Below are 14,222 nucleotides of genomic sequence, written 5' to 3' on the forward strand. Positions count from 1 at the left end.
GAAAGTGGACAGTCAAACAGATAAGAACAATATGTGAACAAAGGAGGCTGCCGCCAGTGTTGATTCCACGAGACTATTTCACCCTACAGGAGGTTCTGGCGGACTGGGGCATCTCCGAGTCGGAACTGGGCTACGTCGTGGAGATGGGCCAGCTGACGCTGTCAGTCCGCGTCTATGGCTCTTTCGTCGTTGCTGACCGGAAAGATCGACCTGGTCGATGCAATCCTGACTTCGAAGGCGTGGTGGATCTGGAGCGGCGTGATGCGATGCGGGTGCTGCGCAAGCAGGCCTGTTCTGTCCCGTCCTTTGCTCAAAACGGTGGTATCGTGGCAACGTCGGAGGGCGGTACCGATTGGGTGGTCTATCGCGACGCGCTTCTTGTCCGCGCCTCAGAGCGCGAGCATTTTGAGGCAACGATCATGGCCGCGGGTGCGCCCCATGCCAAGGATTATGATCGTTTTTTGTCGTTTGATCTGAATGGGCAGCACTACTTTTTTACAGACATGCAGGCGCGCGCTTTGAACTATTTGTTCATCTGCGCAATCACGGGTGACCCAGAGCAGCGCGGCACTCAGATTTTGGCGGCGGCGGGTTCGGCTTCTTTGAAGCTCAGCTATTTGTTTTCCAGCCGGAAGGGGTGGCGCGACATCGTACATCCAGTCGCAAAGCGCCGAGGATATTACATGCTCGAACCCGCCTTGGTGGTGACGATGCGCGTCGGCCCCTGATATTAAACCTCATGCTGAACAGGCCCGCTTCATGCGGGCTTTTTTGTGTCTGTCGCTCATCGTGATTCGTTTTGGCCGCCAACCGAGCAGCCCCCTTCGGTCGGTGTTCGGTCGGAGCTTGGTTGGTGAATGGTTGGTGTTGGGTTGGAGCTCCAACCGAAAATTTTCCGGCCATTGATTTTCCAACAAAAAATAAATTCTGTCACCGACCATTCATGCCACGACCTCCAACCCAAGGGTTTGGCAAGTTGCCCTCATCAACTCGATGAGGACCGCCATGGAACAAGACCACACCCTATTGAGCACGAAGCTCTTGTCCCGGCGCTGGAACATTGCGCCGCGCACCCTGGAACGTTGGCGCGCCGAAGGCCGTGGGCCGCAATTCGTCCGAATTGGCCGGCATGTGCGCTATCGCCAAACTGATATCCAGGCCTTTGAGGCCAAGCATATCGAGGCTGCCGGAGCAGCGCCGACCCTGACGCTTGTTGAGTGCGCCGCATGATCGCGCGTCTCTCAACCAGCGCGCCCGCTGTTTCGGAAATCACGCTGATGGCGTGGGTTGACGTCGCCGAGCCTGGCGCGCGCCTCGTCTATCACCGCGGCTTTCTGGTTGTCGACACGACGCCCAATGTCTCGACGCTAGGGAAACCCGCGCTCGAGGATCTGCGGGCCACGGCAAACGCAGCGTACCGGCTTTCCGAGCTCGGCCGCATCCACCTTGTCCAGGAACGCCTTGGTCCGGACCGGTTCGCCTATCTCGCCATCGCCCGCCCGCACAAGGGCACCGTTCCCTCCGCATCAGTGAAGCAGCTGGCGGCAGCTGCCTGACCCATCCCCCGAAAAGGAGCCCCCATGACTTATCCCGAAAACACCCCGAGCGTGGACGACATGCTCAACATGCCCACTGGTGAGTTGGCACAGATGCCGGTCGAGTTGCTGGCTGGCCTTCAAGGCGAGCTTGATCACGCCAGCAAACAACTGAAAGCCGCGACTGCCCGGTTCAGCGCTGCCCTTGAGGTGCGCTACGCCACCCGCGCCGCCGAGGCCCGTCGGGCCTGTGGAAAGGACACCGGCACGGTGCGCCTCGCTGATGGCGATTATACCGTGGTCGCCGATCTGCCCAAACGCGTTGACTGGGACCAGGAGGCGTTGGCGCAGATCGCCCGGAACATAGCTGACAGTGGCGAGGACCCGGCCGAGTTCATCGACACCAAGCTGACGGTCTCGGAGCGCAAGTACGGGGCGCTGCCTGAAGCATGGCGCAAAGGCTTCGAGCCTGCGCGAACCGTCGGCTCTGGCAAGGCCAGCTTCAAGCTCGAGCAGGCCAAAGCCCCCTGAATGCGGCGGCGGGGACGCCCTGACCGAAAGGCTGGGCAGGCTCCCCTTCGGCGCCCGGTCACCCCCCGCCGCCGTTGATTTTTCACCCAACCAAAGGAGCGCGCCATGGCATTGCGCATCATCACCGCCGACGAACGATTGTCGGCATCTGAAAACAAGACGTCGCTGGCGGTATTCGGCCCGCCGGGTGTGGGCAAAACCACGCTGATCAAGACGCTGCCCGCAGACAAGGCGGTGTGCTTCGATCTCGAGGCTGGCATGAAATCCGTTCAGGACTGGCGCGGGCCCAGCATCCCGATCCGCAGTTTCCCTGATTTCCGGGATCTGGTGATCCTGATCGGAGGTCCGGATCCAGCGCAGCACCCAGGCAGCTATTATGGCTCCGAGTACCACGCCCATGTGCAGACGAAATATGCCGAAAGCGGGCTGGAAGCCTTTCTGAAAGACCGCTCGATCATTTTTGTCGACAGCATCACCGATTTGACGCGTCAGGCGATGGCCTATGCCAAACAGCAGCCGGAGGCGTTTTCAGACCGTACGGGCAAACCGGATGTTCGGGGTGCTTACGGGCTTCTGGGCCGCGAGGTGATTCAGGCGCTGAAGCACCTGCAGCATGCGCGTGGCAAGACCGTCATATTCGTTGGCGTCCTGGAAAAAGTCACTGATGAGTACGGGGCGTCGTCTTGGGTGCCGCAAATGGAAGGCACCAAAGCGGGCCGGGAATTGCCCGGCATCGTCGATCAGGTCATCTCCATGCAGCTTTTTGGCAAGGATGTGGAAGAGGCCTGGACGCTTGATGTGACATCCACCGACCGTCGCCTTGTGTGCAAATCCGGCAATCCTTGGGGCCTGCCCGCGAAGGATCGATCGGGCCGTCTCGACATGACTGAACCGCCGGACCTCGCAGCGCTGCTGGCCAAGATTGATGGCCGCGCGGCACTGAACCCTACCACCGCATCCTCCGTCTAAACAGGAAAGGACAACTCCCATGAGTTTTGATTTGAACGACGCCGGACCGCAAATGGCCCCGATGGGCGAGCTGATCCCCGATGGCACCTTTGCCAAGGTGATGATGAAACTCCGCCCCGGTGGTGAAAATGGCGCCAGTGAAATGGATGCGGGGCTCTTGAAGGCCTCGCCGCACAGTGATGCGAAGATGCTCGACTGTGAATTCACCGTGACCGAGGGCCCCTATGCTCGGCGCAAGTTCTGGCAGCATTTCACCGTTGCGGGCGGCAAGCTTGACGAAAAAGGTCAATCGAAGGGCTGGAACATCTCGAAAAGCGCCTTCCGGGCGATGATCGACAGTGCCCTTGGTCTCAAACCTGACGATTTGAGCGAGACGGCTCGTTCCAAACGTGTGATCGCCGGTCTGAAACAGCTTGATGGCATCACATTTGCCGCGCGGATCATGGTCGAGGCCCCGGACAACCCGAACTACCGCGACAGCAACAAGATCGCGAATGTGGTGCTGCCCAATGAGCCGACCTACGCCGCGATCATGCGCGGAGAAACCGTCTCGCCCGAGCCGGTCAATGCGCCGCCGCGCAAATCATCGGCGGCGGTGCCGGCAGCTTGGAACGCACAAGCCCCTGCCGAGACGGGCTGGTCCAACGCGCCACAGCAGGCCCCAGCCGCGCAAGCACAGCCTGGCGCGCCCACATCGGCGGCAACACCTGGGGGTGCTCCGGCCTGGTTGAACAGCTGAGCCCATGACCCCGGATGAATGGCAGGCGCATGTCACGCGCGAAGCGGCAAAGGAGATCGGCAAATGGCTCGAGGCCCGCGGAAGATTGGATCGTCCCATCGCAAGCCTGCGGCTCACGGATCTCGACGCCATGGCCTCGGTGGCCATCAGCCGGTTCGTCGTTCTGGCCTCCGTCAAGATACGGGAGGAACCGGCGGCGCATCCGGAGCTCGAAAACCTGCTGATGGGGTGAGCGGCGTCTCGGAAACCCTTCGGGGGAGGGTTTCAGCCGCGAACGGGCGGGGCCCAGGCGTCTGCGCGCTTTGCGGGCGAGAAGCCCGGGGCTTCGGCTTCTGTCTACGCCTCCAGTGGTCGCAGTTCCCGTTCCACAAATTCTGTTCGCGCCGGTGTCAGGACATCGGCGCGGACCTCGCCAAGAGGAGCTACGGAATGATTGATAAAACAGCACGCGAGGCACAGGCCATCCGCGATGCCCGCAAGGATTTTGCAGAGGCATTGACGGCACTTGGTCTGATGGCCCCGTTTTTTGACCGCACAGCGGCCGAGATCGACCAGCTAATTGAAGCAGCGGTCACCGGCTACATCGAGAGCATGCAGACCCAAGGCGCGCAGCCGGAACGCGATGGCCGCCTGCCTGAAGACCCTATTCCATTTTGAGGTGTTCCCATGATTGATCTGAACCATGGGTCTGGCGCGCAATACGCGACCTCGCGCCCCACGCCCGACATCACCACAGCTCTCAGCGATGCGATAGACATCGGCCTTGGCGCCCGACAGCGCAGCGAGCGACCGCGTCGCTATGTCAGCTCTTCTGGTCTTGGCCGCGCCTGCCAGCGGCAGATTCAGTATGATTATCTGGCCGTGCCAAAAGACGAAGGTCAGGACTTCACGCCCAGAACCCTCCGTATTTTTGAGGCGGGCCATCGCGGCGAGGATATGGTCGCCAGCTGGATGCGCCTTGCGGGGTTTGATCTGCGCACCGAGCGCGACGATGGACGGCAGTTCGGCTTCACGGCTTTGGGCGGACGGTTCAAGGGCCATATTGATGGCTGCATCGTCAGTGGCCCGGTCCAGATGTCCTATCCCGCACTTTGGGAAACCAAGGCGCTCGGGGCCTCGAGTTGGAAGGACACGGTCAAACGCGGGGTTATCGTTTCAAAGCCTGTCTACGCGGCGCAGATCGCGCTCTACCAAGCCTATCTGGACCTGCCGAACCCGGCGCTCTTCACGGCGCTCAATCGCGACACGATGGAAATCTATGCGGAACTGGTGCCATTCGATGCAGCGCTGGCCCAGCAGATGAGCGATCGCGCTGTCGCCGTGGTGCGGGCGTCGGATGCACAGGACTTGCTGCCGCGCGAGGCGGCCGAGCCGACCTCGGTTGTCTGCAAGGGTGGCATGGCTGCGGGCCATTGGCATCCACCCTGTGCCTGGGCTCAGCAGTGCTGGAGGGCGAAGTCATGATCCCTCAGGCTTACGAATTTAAGCGCATCGCATCCCGGTTTCGGCAGGTATCGACTTTCGGCTTTCTCTTTGAAGGCATAGAGACTGCGCCGGTCTATTATTTCGACGATCAGGAAAGCTTCGACAGCGACGAAGTCGGTGCACTGCGCGCGCAAATCATTGCTGGACCGCTCCGGCTGCCGCACCCTTGCGTCGTTTTCGAGGTCAAGGACCGGGCACCGGAGCGCGCCTCACTGTTGGTCTACGCACGTCAGTTTGACGATCGCGTCGAAGCAGCCTTCTTCTTTAAGGACCAGCGCAAGCGAAAATGGACGGATTGCCTGATCCACGCCGTCTTCTCCGAACCCGGGTTGGCCGAAGGATACCCGAACCCAAAGCTGGGCGAGGATGAGATCAGCATTTACGGCGAGGTTGCGACTGGCATCGTCTGGCGGGCCCTGAGCATCCTGTCTCAGGTTGCAGAGGTGAAGCCACGCACCATCATGCCAGCGCTGCGCCGCAAATATTCGAAGGCAGGCGTTCGCGGCTGGACCTGGCAACAAATCACGATCGATCCGGAGCGGCTGCGTGCGAAAAGCGCGCCGCAGGGCGGCACCCATGCCAGCCCGCGATGGCATATCCGCCGTGGGCACTGGCGCCAACTTGCAGACGGCCGCCGTGTCTTTGTTCGCCAATGCCAGGTCGGCGACCCCGCACAGGGAGGCGTGGTCAAGGATTACATCGTAAAGGGAACAGCCGCATGACCAGTTTCACGCCCTCCAATAGTCAGGCGGCTGCCATCCGCGCGATCAAGACCTGGTTTGAAACCCGAACCCATGAGCAGCAGGTGTTCCGGCTTTTTGGCTACGCGGGAAGCGGAAAATCCACAGTGCTGAAGTTTGCACTCGATGAATTGGGCCTTTCGCCACACCGGAGCGCCCGGGACGGCACCTGCGTGCCGGGCGTCGTCACCGCTACGTTCACCGGCAAGGCCGCGCTTGTCTTGAGCCGAAAAGGCACGCCCGCGCGCACCATTCACAGCCTGATTTATTCTGTGTCGGAGGCCACAGAAGAGGAAATCGCAGCGGCAGCGCAGAAAGTGCGCGAGGCAGAAACCAGCGTCAGATCGTTGTCCGGGTTCGATCGGACAGCAGCGGAGGCTGGAATTGAGGCCATGCGGCAGGCGTTGTCCGCGATGAAAAAGCCCCGGTTTGCATTGAATGCGCAAAGCGATGCCGCCGACGCCAGGCTGATCGTGCTCGACGAGGTGTCCATGGTGGGCGAGGAGATGGCGCGGGATTTGATGAGCTTCAAGAAGCCCATCCTTGTGCTGGGTGATCCCGGTCAGCTTCCCCCGATCAAGGGAGACGGGGCGTTTACCAACGTCGCTCCTGATGTGATGTTGACTGAGATCCACCGACAGGCATCCGAGAGCGCCATCATCCGTCTGGCCACCATGGCGCGCGAGGGCCAGCCGATTGGCTTCGGCAGCTATGACGACCATGTCGCCAAGATGCACAAGGCCGATATCACACCCGATCAGGCGCTGCGGGGCGGGCAGCTGATTTGCGGTATGAATGCGACGCGGCTGCAGTTGAACAATGCCATGCGTGGGGCGGCCGGTCTAGCCGGTGGCGTCCTGCCCTCAGGAGCTGCCGAGAAAATCATCTGCCTGAAGAACCAGAATGACCTCGGGTTGATCAATGGCATGTTCCTGACGCTCGAAGACATCGTGGACGAGGGCAGCCTCTACTTCTCGGCTGTGGTGACTGACGAGGATGGCCGCGGGGTGGGGACACCTCACCCCAATGGCAAACCTGGCCGTCTGCGCATCTACAAGGGACATTTTGAGGACCATATCGATTTTGATCGCACGCGCCATGATCGGGATTGGAAAGAGAAAAAGCATCTGATCGAGGCGACCTTTGGCTGGGCGATCACCGCGCACAAGGCGCAAGGCTCGCAGTGGGAGAATGTGATCGTCTGGGACGATGGGCTTGGTCGCAGCGAGCTTGACCGCCGCCGATGGCTCTACACCGCAATCACCCGCGCGGAGCGCGGCCTTGTGCTCCTTGCATGAGGTATGGCCCATGATCGACCTCAACGATGTCTTCGTCCCGGCTGCCCGACATAACCTGACAGCCATCAAGGCGCGGCTCGCGGCCACGGCCCGCGATTGGCTGCCCCCGCTCTTCCCGGAGGCACAGCTGACCCATGACAAACGCGCGATGCGGTGCGCCGACCTCTCCGGGCGGCGTTCTCGCGGTGAGGGCTCGTGTGTCATCCATCTCGATGGGCCCTATGCAGGCTGGGGCTTCGATTTTGCGACCGGCGAACGCGCAGGGCCGATCGACATGATCTATCACGCCACGGGCATGAGCGAAGGTCGCCTCTTTGATGAGGCGGCCCGTCTGGCGCGTATAGAACGTGACTTGCCAGTACGACCGGCTGCGCCAGCGCGCCCTGATCACAGCCTTGAAATTCGCCGCATTCTGGACGGGTGCGAGCCCTTGGCAGGAAGCCTTACTGAGACGTATCTGCAGTCGCGGGGGCTGAGAGATCCGGGCTCGCCGGATCTTCTGTTTCACCCTGACCTCACGGATTACGACAGTCGCCGTGGCTGGCCCGGCATGGTCGCGATCCCGCGCTTGGCAAATGGTGATCCAGTCGGCGGCATCCATCGCACCTTCCTGCTGGACGATGGCAGCGGAAAGGCCCCTGCGGGCAAGAAGATGTTGGGCACGATCGCAGAAGCGGCGGTGCGGCTCTTTCCGCTGCCTGAAGATGGTCATCTGGGTGTGGCCGAGGGGATCGAGACGGCGCTCGCGGCTGCCGCGATCTTTGGAAAACCTGTGTGGGCGGCCTTATCGGCCGATGGCATGGCAAGGTTCAAATGGCCTGAGGGCACACGCCGCGTCACGATCTTTGCCGATGCGGGCGAGGTCGGACGTCAGGCGGCCGCAACATTGTCAGACCGGTTGAACATGGCGGATATCCCAAATGAGGTGATGGCTCCGCTCCATGGCGATGATTTCAACGACGATCTTCTGCGGGGGGCCGTAAAGACGGATTACGGCAGTCAAATAACGACCCCCGAGGGCAAGCTCTTGCGCGATGACAGCGGCGTGACGAAGCCTGCCACAGATCTGGAGCCTGCCGCCGACGCGCTGGCCACCGCAACCGAGGGGCTCACCAATCCGCCCGATCTCGCCGAGTTGGGCACCCTTATGGGGCGCATCGTCAAGGCGCGGCTCGAGCCCATGGAAGAACGCCATGTGCTGTCGCTGATCAAGGCGCGCACCGGGATTGCAATGTCGATCCTAGATAAACAGCTTGGCGTCCTACGCCGACGCTTAAACAGTACAGGCGACCTTATGAAGCCCGCTGCCCGCCCGGCTTGGGCGAACCGGCTGCGCCTTGATCTTTCGGGAACGCCCGAGCGCAACGAGGCCAATGTCATCATAGCGCTGAGCTCTGATCCGGCTTTTGCCGGCACCATCGCCTTCGACGAATTCCGACAGGAGGTGGTCGTGTTGCAGCCAGTGCCTTGGGATGAGCAGAACACGGACTATCCGCGGCCGTGGGAGGACAGCGACGACATCCGGCTGGCCGAATGGTTGCAGCATCGGGAAGTGAATGTTGCGCCCCTCGTTGTTGGCCGCTCGGTCGGCGCAGTCGCCCGCGACTACCGCATTCACCCGGTACGCGCCTATCTCGACCACCTGCAATGGGACGGCACGCGTCGTCTCGAGACCTGGCCCAGCCGTTATCTGGGCGCAGCGCCCACGGAATTGACCCATGCCATGGGCAGCCTGTGGCTGATATCTGCCATTGCGCGTGTCTATCGGCCGGGTGTGAAGGCCGACCACATGCTAATCCTCGAGGGCGAGCAGGGCGCGCGCAAATCGACCGCCCTCAAAATACTGGCAGGCGAGGACTGGTTTACGGACGAGTTGCCCGATCTCGGTTCGAAGGACGCCGCAATCCATATGCAGGGAGTCTGGATCGTCGAAATTGCTGAGCTCGACGCTATCGGCCGGGCGGAGGTCTCGCGGATCAAGGCGTTCCTGACCCGCACCACGGACCGGTTCCGGCCACCCTATGGTCGCCACACGGTCGAGATCAAACGCCAATGCGTCTTTGCCGGCACGGTGAACCCGGACACTTATCTACGCGATGAAACCGGTAACCGCCGCTTTTGGCCAATCCGCTGCGGCGACATCGACATCGATGCCCTTGCGCGGGACCGTGACCAGCTCTGGGCCGAGGCCGTGGCTCGGTTCAAGGATGGAGCCATCTGGTGGATCGAGGACAAGGCAATCCTGCAAGCTGCGCGCGAAGAGCAGGACAAGCGGTATCAGTCAGACGCTTGGGATGGGCTGATCGAGCACTGGCTGACGCACGAGCTTCGCGTTGTGGGGGATAGCTATTCATCCTTCGATCCGCCCCGTCGTGAGAGCGTTCTGCGCCACGAGCCGCTGCGAGATGTGTCCGTAGGTGAGATATTGGAAGAGGCCATAGGAGCTGAACCGGCGCGATGGTCGCGGACGGATCAGATGCGGGTCTCTGGGTATCTCAAGAAGAAAGGCTGGGAGCGCTATCAGCGTCGCGAAGGTGGCGAACGCGAATGGCGATATCGCAGGCCGAACGAATAGCGCCGTCAACAAAACACACCACCATTGTGGGGGGCGTCCAGGCCGGGCGCCCCTTTATTTTGTCACCAACCTGCGCATGTCACCAACCCCGCCGAAGGATGGTGACGGAAAAAATGGTTTAGAAACAATGCTGTCACCAACGTCACCAACCTAACGGCGATCTTCTACTCTTATCCATATATGCGTGTATTTTCCCCTCCCCAACCCATCTTCATATACATACAAAGTATTTGGTTGGTGACGTTGATGACGTTGGTGACAGCGTTGTTTTTGTTGAGATATTCGTGTCACCAACCCCCTGAGAGGTTGGTGACAGGTTGGTGACAGGCAGTGCAGACCTGACCACCGCGATTTTTCTTGTTCCCCAGAGTCTGGCGGGGTATTTTCGCGCTGACCAAAGCCGAAGGCACACTCGAATACGTGAGCCTTCACAATGAACACAAATGAACTGATCTCGCCCCCGACGCTGCCTGAGACTTTTGGCGGCGCAAATACCATCCTTGCTCTTGATCTGGGCACGACAACCGGCTGGGCCATCCACGGCTTCGATGGCCTCATCACCAGCGGCACAGTCAGCTTCAAGCCAAGCCGTTACGATGGCGGCGGCATGCGTTACCTGCGCTTCACCAACTGGCTAACCGAGATCGATCGCCTGTCCGGTCCAATCGAGGCGATCTACTTCGAAGAGGTCCGTCGGCACGTAGGCACTGACGCAGCCCATGTTTATGGAGGTCTGCTGGCGGTTTTGACCAGCTGGGGCGAATTGCGTGGTGTGCCCTACCAAGGCATACCAGTTGGCACGATCAAGAAATTTTTGACGGGCCTGGGTAATGCGAACAAGCAGGCCATGATCGATGCCGCCCGCAAGCACGGCTTCAGCCCCACAGATGACAACGAGGCGGATGCTATCGCGATTCTGCTCTGGGCGATCGAGACGCAGGGAGGGTTGGCCTGATGGGCATGCGCTTCACTCCCAAGGGTTACGGCGGCAATCGCCGTGACCCTGAACAAGTCAAACGCGATGGTTGGCATGAGCAGCACATGCTCGCGGTCTCACTCGACGATCATCGACTGACTTGGCCGGAACGGGAACTGGTTCGCCAGCTGGGTGAGAAGCTTTATGGCAAGCTCCCAGCCGTGAGGGAGGAGCGCCATGGCCGATGAATGGACACGGGCAATGGTGGCTGACCGGCTGGACCTCGCGGCAGACGTCATGCGGTCCATGCCGCGTGTTCGACCACAGGGTTATGTCAGCGCTTGGCCGGAATACGTTTCCACCTTCGCCGACCAAGTCGAGCAAGAACCGCGGATGAAAAAGCCTCTGCCATCACCGCGGATGATCACGCAGGCCGATGAGGCGATGCTGTGGTTGCGGTGGGTGGACAAGGACATCGGCCAGATCCTCTGGGCGCGCGCCAACCGCGACGCCTGGAAGAAAGTCAGCTGGCACCATGGCATCAGCCGATCGGCTGCTAACAGACGTCACGAGTATGGGCTGGCCGTGATCGTCTGGAAGCTCAATGGCAAAGCCGTGCCGCGGAAGCGGTCGATGGAGTACGTCATTGAGCAGACGGTGTGACGCTGGGCGCAGTGCTGGCCTGGCGCAGCGCCTCGAATGGCCCAAACGTCGAAGCGACAGTGGCTGCTTGTTGCAGAGCTTGCGGCATACCTTTACGCGGTATATATTTGCGGTATGATATCGGAGTGCGCCACTATGACAGCTGTTGCCAAAAGAAAGACGTCCCTCACGCTTGATGCAGCTGCGCTGGACAGCGCGAAGGAGCTGGAAATCAACGTATCAGCTGTTGCCGAGGCAGCCCTTGTAAAGGCAATCGCAGAAGCTCGGCAGCAGCGTTGGCTCGAAGAGAATGCCGATTCATTCGCAGCGCAAGCGAGCTGGCACGAGCAGAATGGGCATCCGCTCGCAGAAATAATTGCTGCGCCTGGAGGCTCATCTTGGACCAGCTAACTCGTTACGATGTTGCGGAGTACAACGGTGTTCCCATGGTTGTGGTCGAAAGTGACTTGTTGCCGCCAGACCCTTCTGTCGTCGTGATTCCTCTTTTGTCTGATTATCCGGCTGTTCGGCTACTCAATCCCGAGATCGTTTACTCCGGCCGTAGGTTCGTTCTGGCAACGCGACTAATTGCGGCTGTGCGCCGCGCGAGTTTGCGTAAGACGGGAAACGTTGCCGACCAAGGGGATCAGGTCACCCGGGCGATTGATGTGCTCATGGCGGGCGTCTAGCCTATGTTGCGTCACAGTGAACTTGCTTGACACAACATGGATCCAGTCATGCTCAAAACCTGCATCCTCAAAGTAGGCAGCTCAGCCGTGGTTACGCTGTCAGCGGAAATGCGTGAGGCGCTAGTCGCGTGCGAAGGGGGCGCAGTCTACGTGGTGGGTGGTGATGACGGATGCTGGAAGATCATGCCGCAGAACCCCGAATTGGATGTCGCTCTCGCAGCAGCGTATCTTGTCATGGATGAAAACTATAACATGCTACAGGCGCTTGCGTGAGATGGTTGGTTTGGCAGCTTTGCTGGGCGGGCGCCGCGCTTCAACTCTTGGCTTCATTCTGACGATCGAGGGCGATCCCCTCCAGCGGAGCTGAGCTCAGGAGTTCTTTCAAAGTCTTTGCCTGGACAACTGTTGCCTCTGGCTGCTCTGATGCCGCATCCTGATTGTGGTGGCGCTGATCGTGGGAGCGTCGCGCTTGGCTGGTCGTAAGGGGCTTATCGTTCATCTCGGTTCCTGTCACATGGCTGGTGAACAGTCGCACATACTGCCCTTGATTTGTAGGTCTTCTTGCCGGCTTGGGGTCGCACATCATGGGCGGCGATGTTGACACTGCTTGGCGCAGTGCGTTATAACATCTGTTATAATTTTGATGGGAGCCTACCATGCAGCCTCTGAAACTGACTACTATTGGCAATTCCATCGGTGTCGTGCTGTCAAAAGAGTTGTTGGCGAAGCTCCGTTCTGGCAAAGGCGACATGCTCTACGTCACGGAAACCCCCAATGGGATTGAGCTGAGCCCTTACGACCCCGAGTTTGCGCAACAGATGGAGCTTGCTGAAGAGATCATGCGTGAAGACCGTGATGTCCTGAAAAAGCTTGCCAAATGAATGAACCAATTTGGCTACGGGCAGATGTCTTGATCGCTGCGCATCGGCGACAACTTGCGGAACACGGTGGTCTTGATGGTATGCGTGACGAAGGCGCGTTTTTGTCTGCGCTCGATAAGCCGCGCAATCTATTTGCGTATGGCCAGCCTGAGCCAGACTTATATGCGTTGGCCGCTGCTTATGGGTTCGGTCTCGCGCGCAATCACCCTTTCGCAGACGGAAATAAGCGGACAGCATTGATCGCGATGCGACTTTTTTTGAAGGTCAATGGGGCTGAGTTCAGTGCATCTTCTGAAGAGAAATACCGCATGATTGTCGCGTTAGCTGCGGGTGACCTTTTGGAGAGCGAAGTTGCAGACTGGCTTCGAAACTCGTCCTGATGGGGCTGGTGGGTTTTCGAAGTTGATAATCCCTGTCGCCGATTGAACCCCAGCATACCTGTCAACCCCTTTCGGTCCAGCGGGACATTTTTCAGCGGGACATCGGAAGGCGAGACATCCATCGAGCGAGAGGCTAAATAACGGATATACTCGGTGTCGTGCGCGTGGGAGGCAGGGGCTGTGAATGTCATCATCCGCGACCTCGATCAGACCCGCATCCACTTCGAAGCCGCTGTCGCCCGACTGGGTGAACAGGCAGCGACACGGGCCTTTAATCGCGCGCTGAACAGCGAGGGTAACAAGGTCCGCACCCAGGTGCGCCGTGCCCTTCGCCAACAAACGGGCGCGAAAGCTGCGCTCATCAACCGCGAGACACGCTCGATCCGATCGACGTTCTCAAACCTGACCTACACGATCGAGGCCCGCGGCGACTATCTGGGCCTGTCGCATTTCAACCCACGGCAGTTTGCCTATGGCGTGCGCGCCAAGCCCTGGGGGCGCTGGCAGCAGTTCGACAGTGCCTTCCTCGTGGGCTCGCTTGCCAACAACGCCTTCGTCCGCGAGGGGAGTGCCCGCCTTCCGATACGGAAAATGTTTGGGCCAGCCATCCCAAAGGAGATGGTGCAGGACGCAACACGTGACGCGTTCGAGGCCGCGCAACCCGGTGTGCTGGCCGAGGCGACGCGCCAAATTGAGCAGCTTTTGAACGTGTGACGGCCGAGCGGGACAAAAAGGTGAGTCTTTCCAATGGCAACAAGAAAAGAAAACAGCGGGACATTTATTTGTTGGACCGCGAGTCTTGGCCGCGATAAAACACATGCACGGGCCAAATCAGCGTGCTG

Annotated in this window: 22 protein-coding genes; 21 read left to right on the forward strand and 1 reads right to left on the reverse strand. The window is 60.0% G+C overall.

Features of this window, described 5'->3' with window-relative positions:
- Positions 1–56: 56 nt before the first annotated feature.
- From FN828_RS08525 to FN828_RS08610, 18 genes are all read left to right on the forward strand, one after another.
- Positions 57–728: a hypothetical protein gene (locus tag FN828_RS08525; protein ID WP_142492982.1), complete on the forward strand. Its 672-nt coding sequence runs from the start codon at positions 57–59 to the stop codon at positions 726–728.
- A gap of 277 nt (positions 729–1,005) precedes the next feature.
- Entirely contained in the window at positions 1,006–1,230 is a 225-nt protein-coding gene (locus FN828_RS08530; protein WP_185958975.1) for a helix-turn-helix transcriptional regulator, read from the forward strand.
- Complete coding sequence (locus FN828_RS08535) at positions 1,227–1,556, forward strand: hypothetical protein (protein WP_142492983.1); 330 nt, start codon at positions 1,227–1,229, stop codon at positions 1,554–1,556. The genes FN828_RS08530 and FN828_RS08535 overlap by 4 nt, the downstream gene beginning before the upstream one ends.
- 24 nt (positions 1,557–1,580) lie before the next feature.
- Complete coding sequence (locus FN828_RS08540; protein WP_142492984.1) at positions 1,581–2,066, forward strand: hypothetical protein; 486 nt, start codon at positions 1,581–1,583, stop codon at positions 2,064–2,066.
- Between the two features lie 105 nt (positions 2,067–2,171).
- Entirely contained in the window at positions 2,172–3,035 is an 864-nt protein-coding gene (locus FN828_RS08545; RefSeq protein WP_142492985.1) for an ATP-binding protein, read from the forward strand.
- Positions 3,036–3,054: 19 nt separating this feature from the next.
- Complete coding sequence (locus FN828_RS08550; RefSeq protein ID WP_142492986.1) at positions 3,055–3,774, forward strand: hypothetical protein; 720 nt, start codon at positions 3,055–3,057, stop codon at positions 3,772–3,774.
- Between the two features lie 4 nt (positions 3,775–3,778).
- Positions 3,779–4,006, forward strand: coding sequence for a hypothetical protein (locus FN828_RS08555; RefSeq protein WP_142492987.1), 228 nt, complete (start codon positions 3,779–3,781; stop codon positions 4,004–4,006).
- A 197-nt stretch (positions 4,007–4,203) separates the two neighbouring features.
- On the forward strand, positions 4,204–4,431 hold the full coding sequence (locus tag FN828_RS08560) for a DUF6511 domain-containing protein (RefSeq protein ID WP_142492988.1): 228 nt from the start codon (positions 4,204–4,206) through the stop codon (positions 4,429–4,431).
- A 9-nt stretch (positions 4,432–4,440) separates the two neighbouring features.
- Positions 4,441–5,238: a hypothetical protein gene (locus FN828_RS08565; protein ID WP_142492989.1), complete on the forward strand. Its 798-nt coding sequence runs from the start codon at positions 4,441–4,443 to the stop codon at positions 5,236–5,238.
- Positions 5,235–5,981 carry a hypothetical protein gene (locus FN828_RS08570; RefSeq protein ID WP_142492990.1) on the forward strand — a complete coding sequence of 249 codons (747 nt, stop codon included), beginning with the start codon at positions 5,235–5,237 and terminating at the stop codon, positions 5,979–5,981. The genes FN828_RS08565 and FN828_RS08570 overlap by 4 nt, the downstream gene beginning before the upstream one ends.
- The gene (locus FN828_RS08575; protein WP_142492991.1) at positions 5,978–7,297 is read left to right on the forward strand and encodes an ATP-dependent DNA helicase; all 1,320 of its coding nucleotides are present in this window, start codon (positions 5,978–5,980) and stop codon (positions 7,295–7,297) included. The genes FN828_RS08570 and FN828_RS08575 overlap by 4 nt, the downstream gene beginning before the upstream one ends.
- A 10-nt stretch (positions 7,298–7,307) precedes the next feature.
- Positions 7,308–9,872 (forward strand): VapE domain-containing protein, encoded by a 2,565-nt coding sequence (locus FN828_RS08580; RefSeq protein WP_142492992.1) that lies wholly within the window; start codon positions 7,308–7,310, stop codon positions 9,870–9,872.
- A 433-nt stretch (positions 9,873–10,305) separates the two neighbouring features.
- On the forward strand, positions 10,306–10,827 hold the full coding sequence (locus tag FN828_RS08585; RefSeq protein WP_142492993.1) for a crossover junction endodeoxyribonuclease RuvC: 522 nt from the start codon (positions 10,306–10,308) through the stop codon (positions 10,825–10,827).
- Positions 10,827–11,036 carry a hypothetical protein gene (locus tag FN828_RS08590; RefSeq protein ID WP_456243323.1) on the forward strand — a complete coding sequence of 70 codons (210 nt, stop codon included), beginning with the start codon at positions 10,827–10,829 and terminating at the stop codon, positions 11,034–11,036. The genes FN828_RS08585 and FN828_RS08590 overlap by 1 nt, the downstream gene beginning before the upstream one ends.
- Positions 11,026–11,451 carry a DUF6362 family protein gene (locus FN828_RS08595; RefSeq protein WP_221930538.1) on the forward strand — a complete coding sequence of 142 codons (426 nt, stop codon included), beginning with the start codon at positions 11,026–11,028 and terminating at the stop codon, positions 11,449–11,451. Before FN828_RS08590 ends, FN828_RS08595 begins: the two co-directional genes overlap by 11 nt.
- A 135-nt stretch (positions 11,452–11,586) precedes the next feature.
- Positions 11,587–11,841 carry a type II toxin-antitoxin system CcdA family antitoxin gene (locus FN828_RS08600; RefSeq protein ID WP_142492994.1) on the forward strand — a complete coding sequence of 85 codons (255 nt, stop codon included), beginning with the start codon at positions 11,587–11,589 and terminating at the stop codon, positions 11,839–11,841.
- Positions 11,829–12,119: a CcdB family protein gene (locus tag FN828_RS08605; RefSeq protein ID WP_221930539.1), complete on the forward strand. Its 291-nt coding sequence runs from the start codon at positions 11,829–11,831 to the stop codon at positions 12,117–12,119. Before FN828_RS08600 ends, FN828_RS08605 begins: the two co-directional genes overlap by 13 nt.
- Positions 12,120–12,155: 36 nt before the next feature.
- A complete protein-coding gene (locus FN828_RS08610) occupies positions 12,156–12,392 on the forward strand; it encodes an AbrB/MazE/SpoVT family DNA-binding domain-containing protein (RefSeq protein WP_235891437.1) in 237 nt (78 codons plus the stop codon).
- A 40-nt stretch (positions 12,393–12,432) separates the two neighbouring features.
- Here FN828_RS08610 and FN828_RS08615 read toward each other — a convergent pair whose 3' ends face one another.
- Positions 12,433–12,618 carry a hypothetical protein gene (locus tag FN828_RS08615; RefSeq protein ID WP_142492995.1) on the reverse strand — a complete coding sequence of 62 codons (186 nt, stop codon included), beginning with the start codon at positions 12,616–12,618 and terminating at the stop codon, positions 12,433–12,435.
- Positions 12,619–12,775: 157 nt separating this feature from the next.
- Between FN828_RS08615 and FN828_RS08620 the strand changes: the two genes are divergently transcribed.
- From FN828_RS08620 to FN828_RS08630, 3 genes are all read left to right on the forward strand, one after another.
- Positions 12,776–13,000 carry an AbrB/MazE/SpoVT family DNA-binding domain-containing protein gene (locus FN828_RS08620; RefSeq protein WP_142492996.1) on the forward strand — a complete coding sequence of 75 codons (225 nt, stop codon included), beginning with the start codon at positions 12,776–12,778 and terminating at the stop codon, positions 12,998–13,000.
- Entirely contained in the window at positions 12,997–13,380 is a 384-nt protein-coding gene (locus tag FN828_RS08625; RefSeq protein ID WP_142492997.1) for a type II toxin-antitoxin system death-on-curing family toxin, read from the forward strand. The genes FN828_RS08620 and FN828_RS08625 overlap by 4 nt, the downstream gene beginning before the upstream one ends.
- A gap of 180 nt (positions 13,381–13,560) precedes the next feature.
- The gene (locus FN828_RS08630) at positions 13,561–14,094 is read left to right on the forward strand and encodes a hypothetical protein (protein ID WP_142492998.1); all 534 of its coding nucleotides are present in this window, start codon (positions 13,561–13,563) and stop codon (positions 14,092–14,094) included.
- The last annotated feature ends 128 nt before the right edge of the window (positions 14,095–14,222 follow it).

This window comes from Thalassovita litoralis, from assembly GCF_900182725.1.
GTDB lineage: Bacteria > Pseudomonadota > Alphaproteobacteria > Rhodobacterales > Rhodobacteraceae > Thalassobius > Thalassobius litoralis.

Excerpts from the sequence above, each read along its gene's own strand:
- FN828_RS08540 (WP_142492984.1), top strand. The coding sequence starts at position 1,581 with ATGACTTATCCCGAAAACACCCCGAGCGTGGACGACATGCTCAACATG.
- FN828_RS08590 (WP_456243323.1), top strand. The coding sequence starts at position 10,827 with ATGGGCATGCGCTTCACTCCCAAGGGTTACGGCGGCAATCGCCGTGAC.
- FN828_RS08565 (WP_142492989.1), top strand. The coding sequence starts at position 4,441 with ATGATTGATCTGAACCATGGGTCTGGCGCGCAATACGCGACCTCGCGC.
- FN828_RS08530 (WP_185958975.1), top strand. The coding sequence starts at position 1,006 with ATGGAACAAGACCACACCCTATTGAGCACGAAGCTCTTGTCCCGGCGC.
- FN828_RS08545 (WP_142492985.1), top strand. The coding sequence starts at position 2,172 with ATGGCATTGCGCATCATCACCGCCGACGAACGATTGTCGGCATCTGAA.
- FN828_RS08585 (WP_142492993.1), top strand. The coding sequence starts at position 10,306 with ATGAACACAAATGAACTGATCTCGCCCCCGACGCTGCCTGAGACTTTT.
- FN828_RS08570 (WP_142492990.1), top strand. The coding sequence starts at position 5,235 with ATGATCCCTCAGGCTTACGAATTTAAGCGCATCGCATCCCGGTTTCGG.
- FN828_RS08595 (WP_221930538.1), top strand. The coding sequence starts at position 11,026 with ATGGCCGATGAATGGACACGGGCAATGGTGGCTGACCGGCTGGACCTC.
- FN828_RS08600 (WP_142492994.1), top strand. The coding sequence starts at position 11,587 with ATGACAGCTGTTGCCAAAAGAAAGACGTCCCTCACGCTTGATGCAGCT.
- FN828_RS08580 (WP_142492992.1), top strand. The coding sequence starts at position 7,308 with ATGATCGACCTCAACGATGTCTTCGTCCCGGCTGCCCGACATAACCTG.
- FN828_RS08575 (WP_142492991.1), top strand. The coding sequence starts at position 5,978 with ATGACCAGTTTCACGCCCTCCAATAGTCAGGCGGCTGCCATCCGCGCG.
- FN828_RS08555 (WP_142492987.1), top strand. The coding sequence starts at position 3,779 with ATGACCCCGGATGAATGGCAGGCGCATGTCACGCGCGAAGCGGCAAAG.
- FN828_RS08625 (WP_142492997.1), top strand. The coding sequence starts at position 12,997 with ATGAATGAACCAATTTGGCTACGGGCAGATGTCTTGATCGCTGCGCAT.
- FN828_RS08535 (WP_142492983.1), top strand. The coding sequence starts at position 1,227 with ATGATCGCGCGTCTCTCAACCAGCGCGCCCGCTGTTTCGGAAATCACG.
- FN828_RS08620 (WP_142492996.1), top strand. The coding sequence starts at position 12,776 with ATGCAGCCTCTGAAACTGACTACTATTGGCAATTCCATCGGTGTCGTG.
- FN828_RS08610 (WP_235891437.1), top strand. The coding sequence starts at position 12,156 with ATGGATCCAGTCATGCTCAAAACCTGCATCCTCAAAGTAGGCAGCTCA.
- FN828_RS08550 (WP_142492986.1), top strand. The coding sequence starts at position 3,055 with ATGAGTTTTGATTTGAACGACGCCGGACCGCAAATGGCCCCGATGGGC.
- FN828_RS08615 (WP_142492995.1), bottom strand. The coding sequence starts at position 12,618 with ATGAACGATAAGCCCCTTACGACCAGCCAAGCGCGACGCTCCCACGAT.
- FN828_RS08560 (WP_142492988.1), top strand. The coding sequence starts at position 4,204 with ATGATTGATAAAACAGCACGCGAGGCACAGGCCATCCGCGATGCCCGC.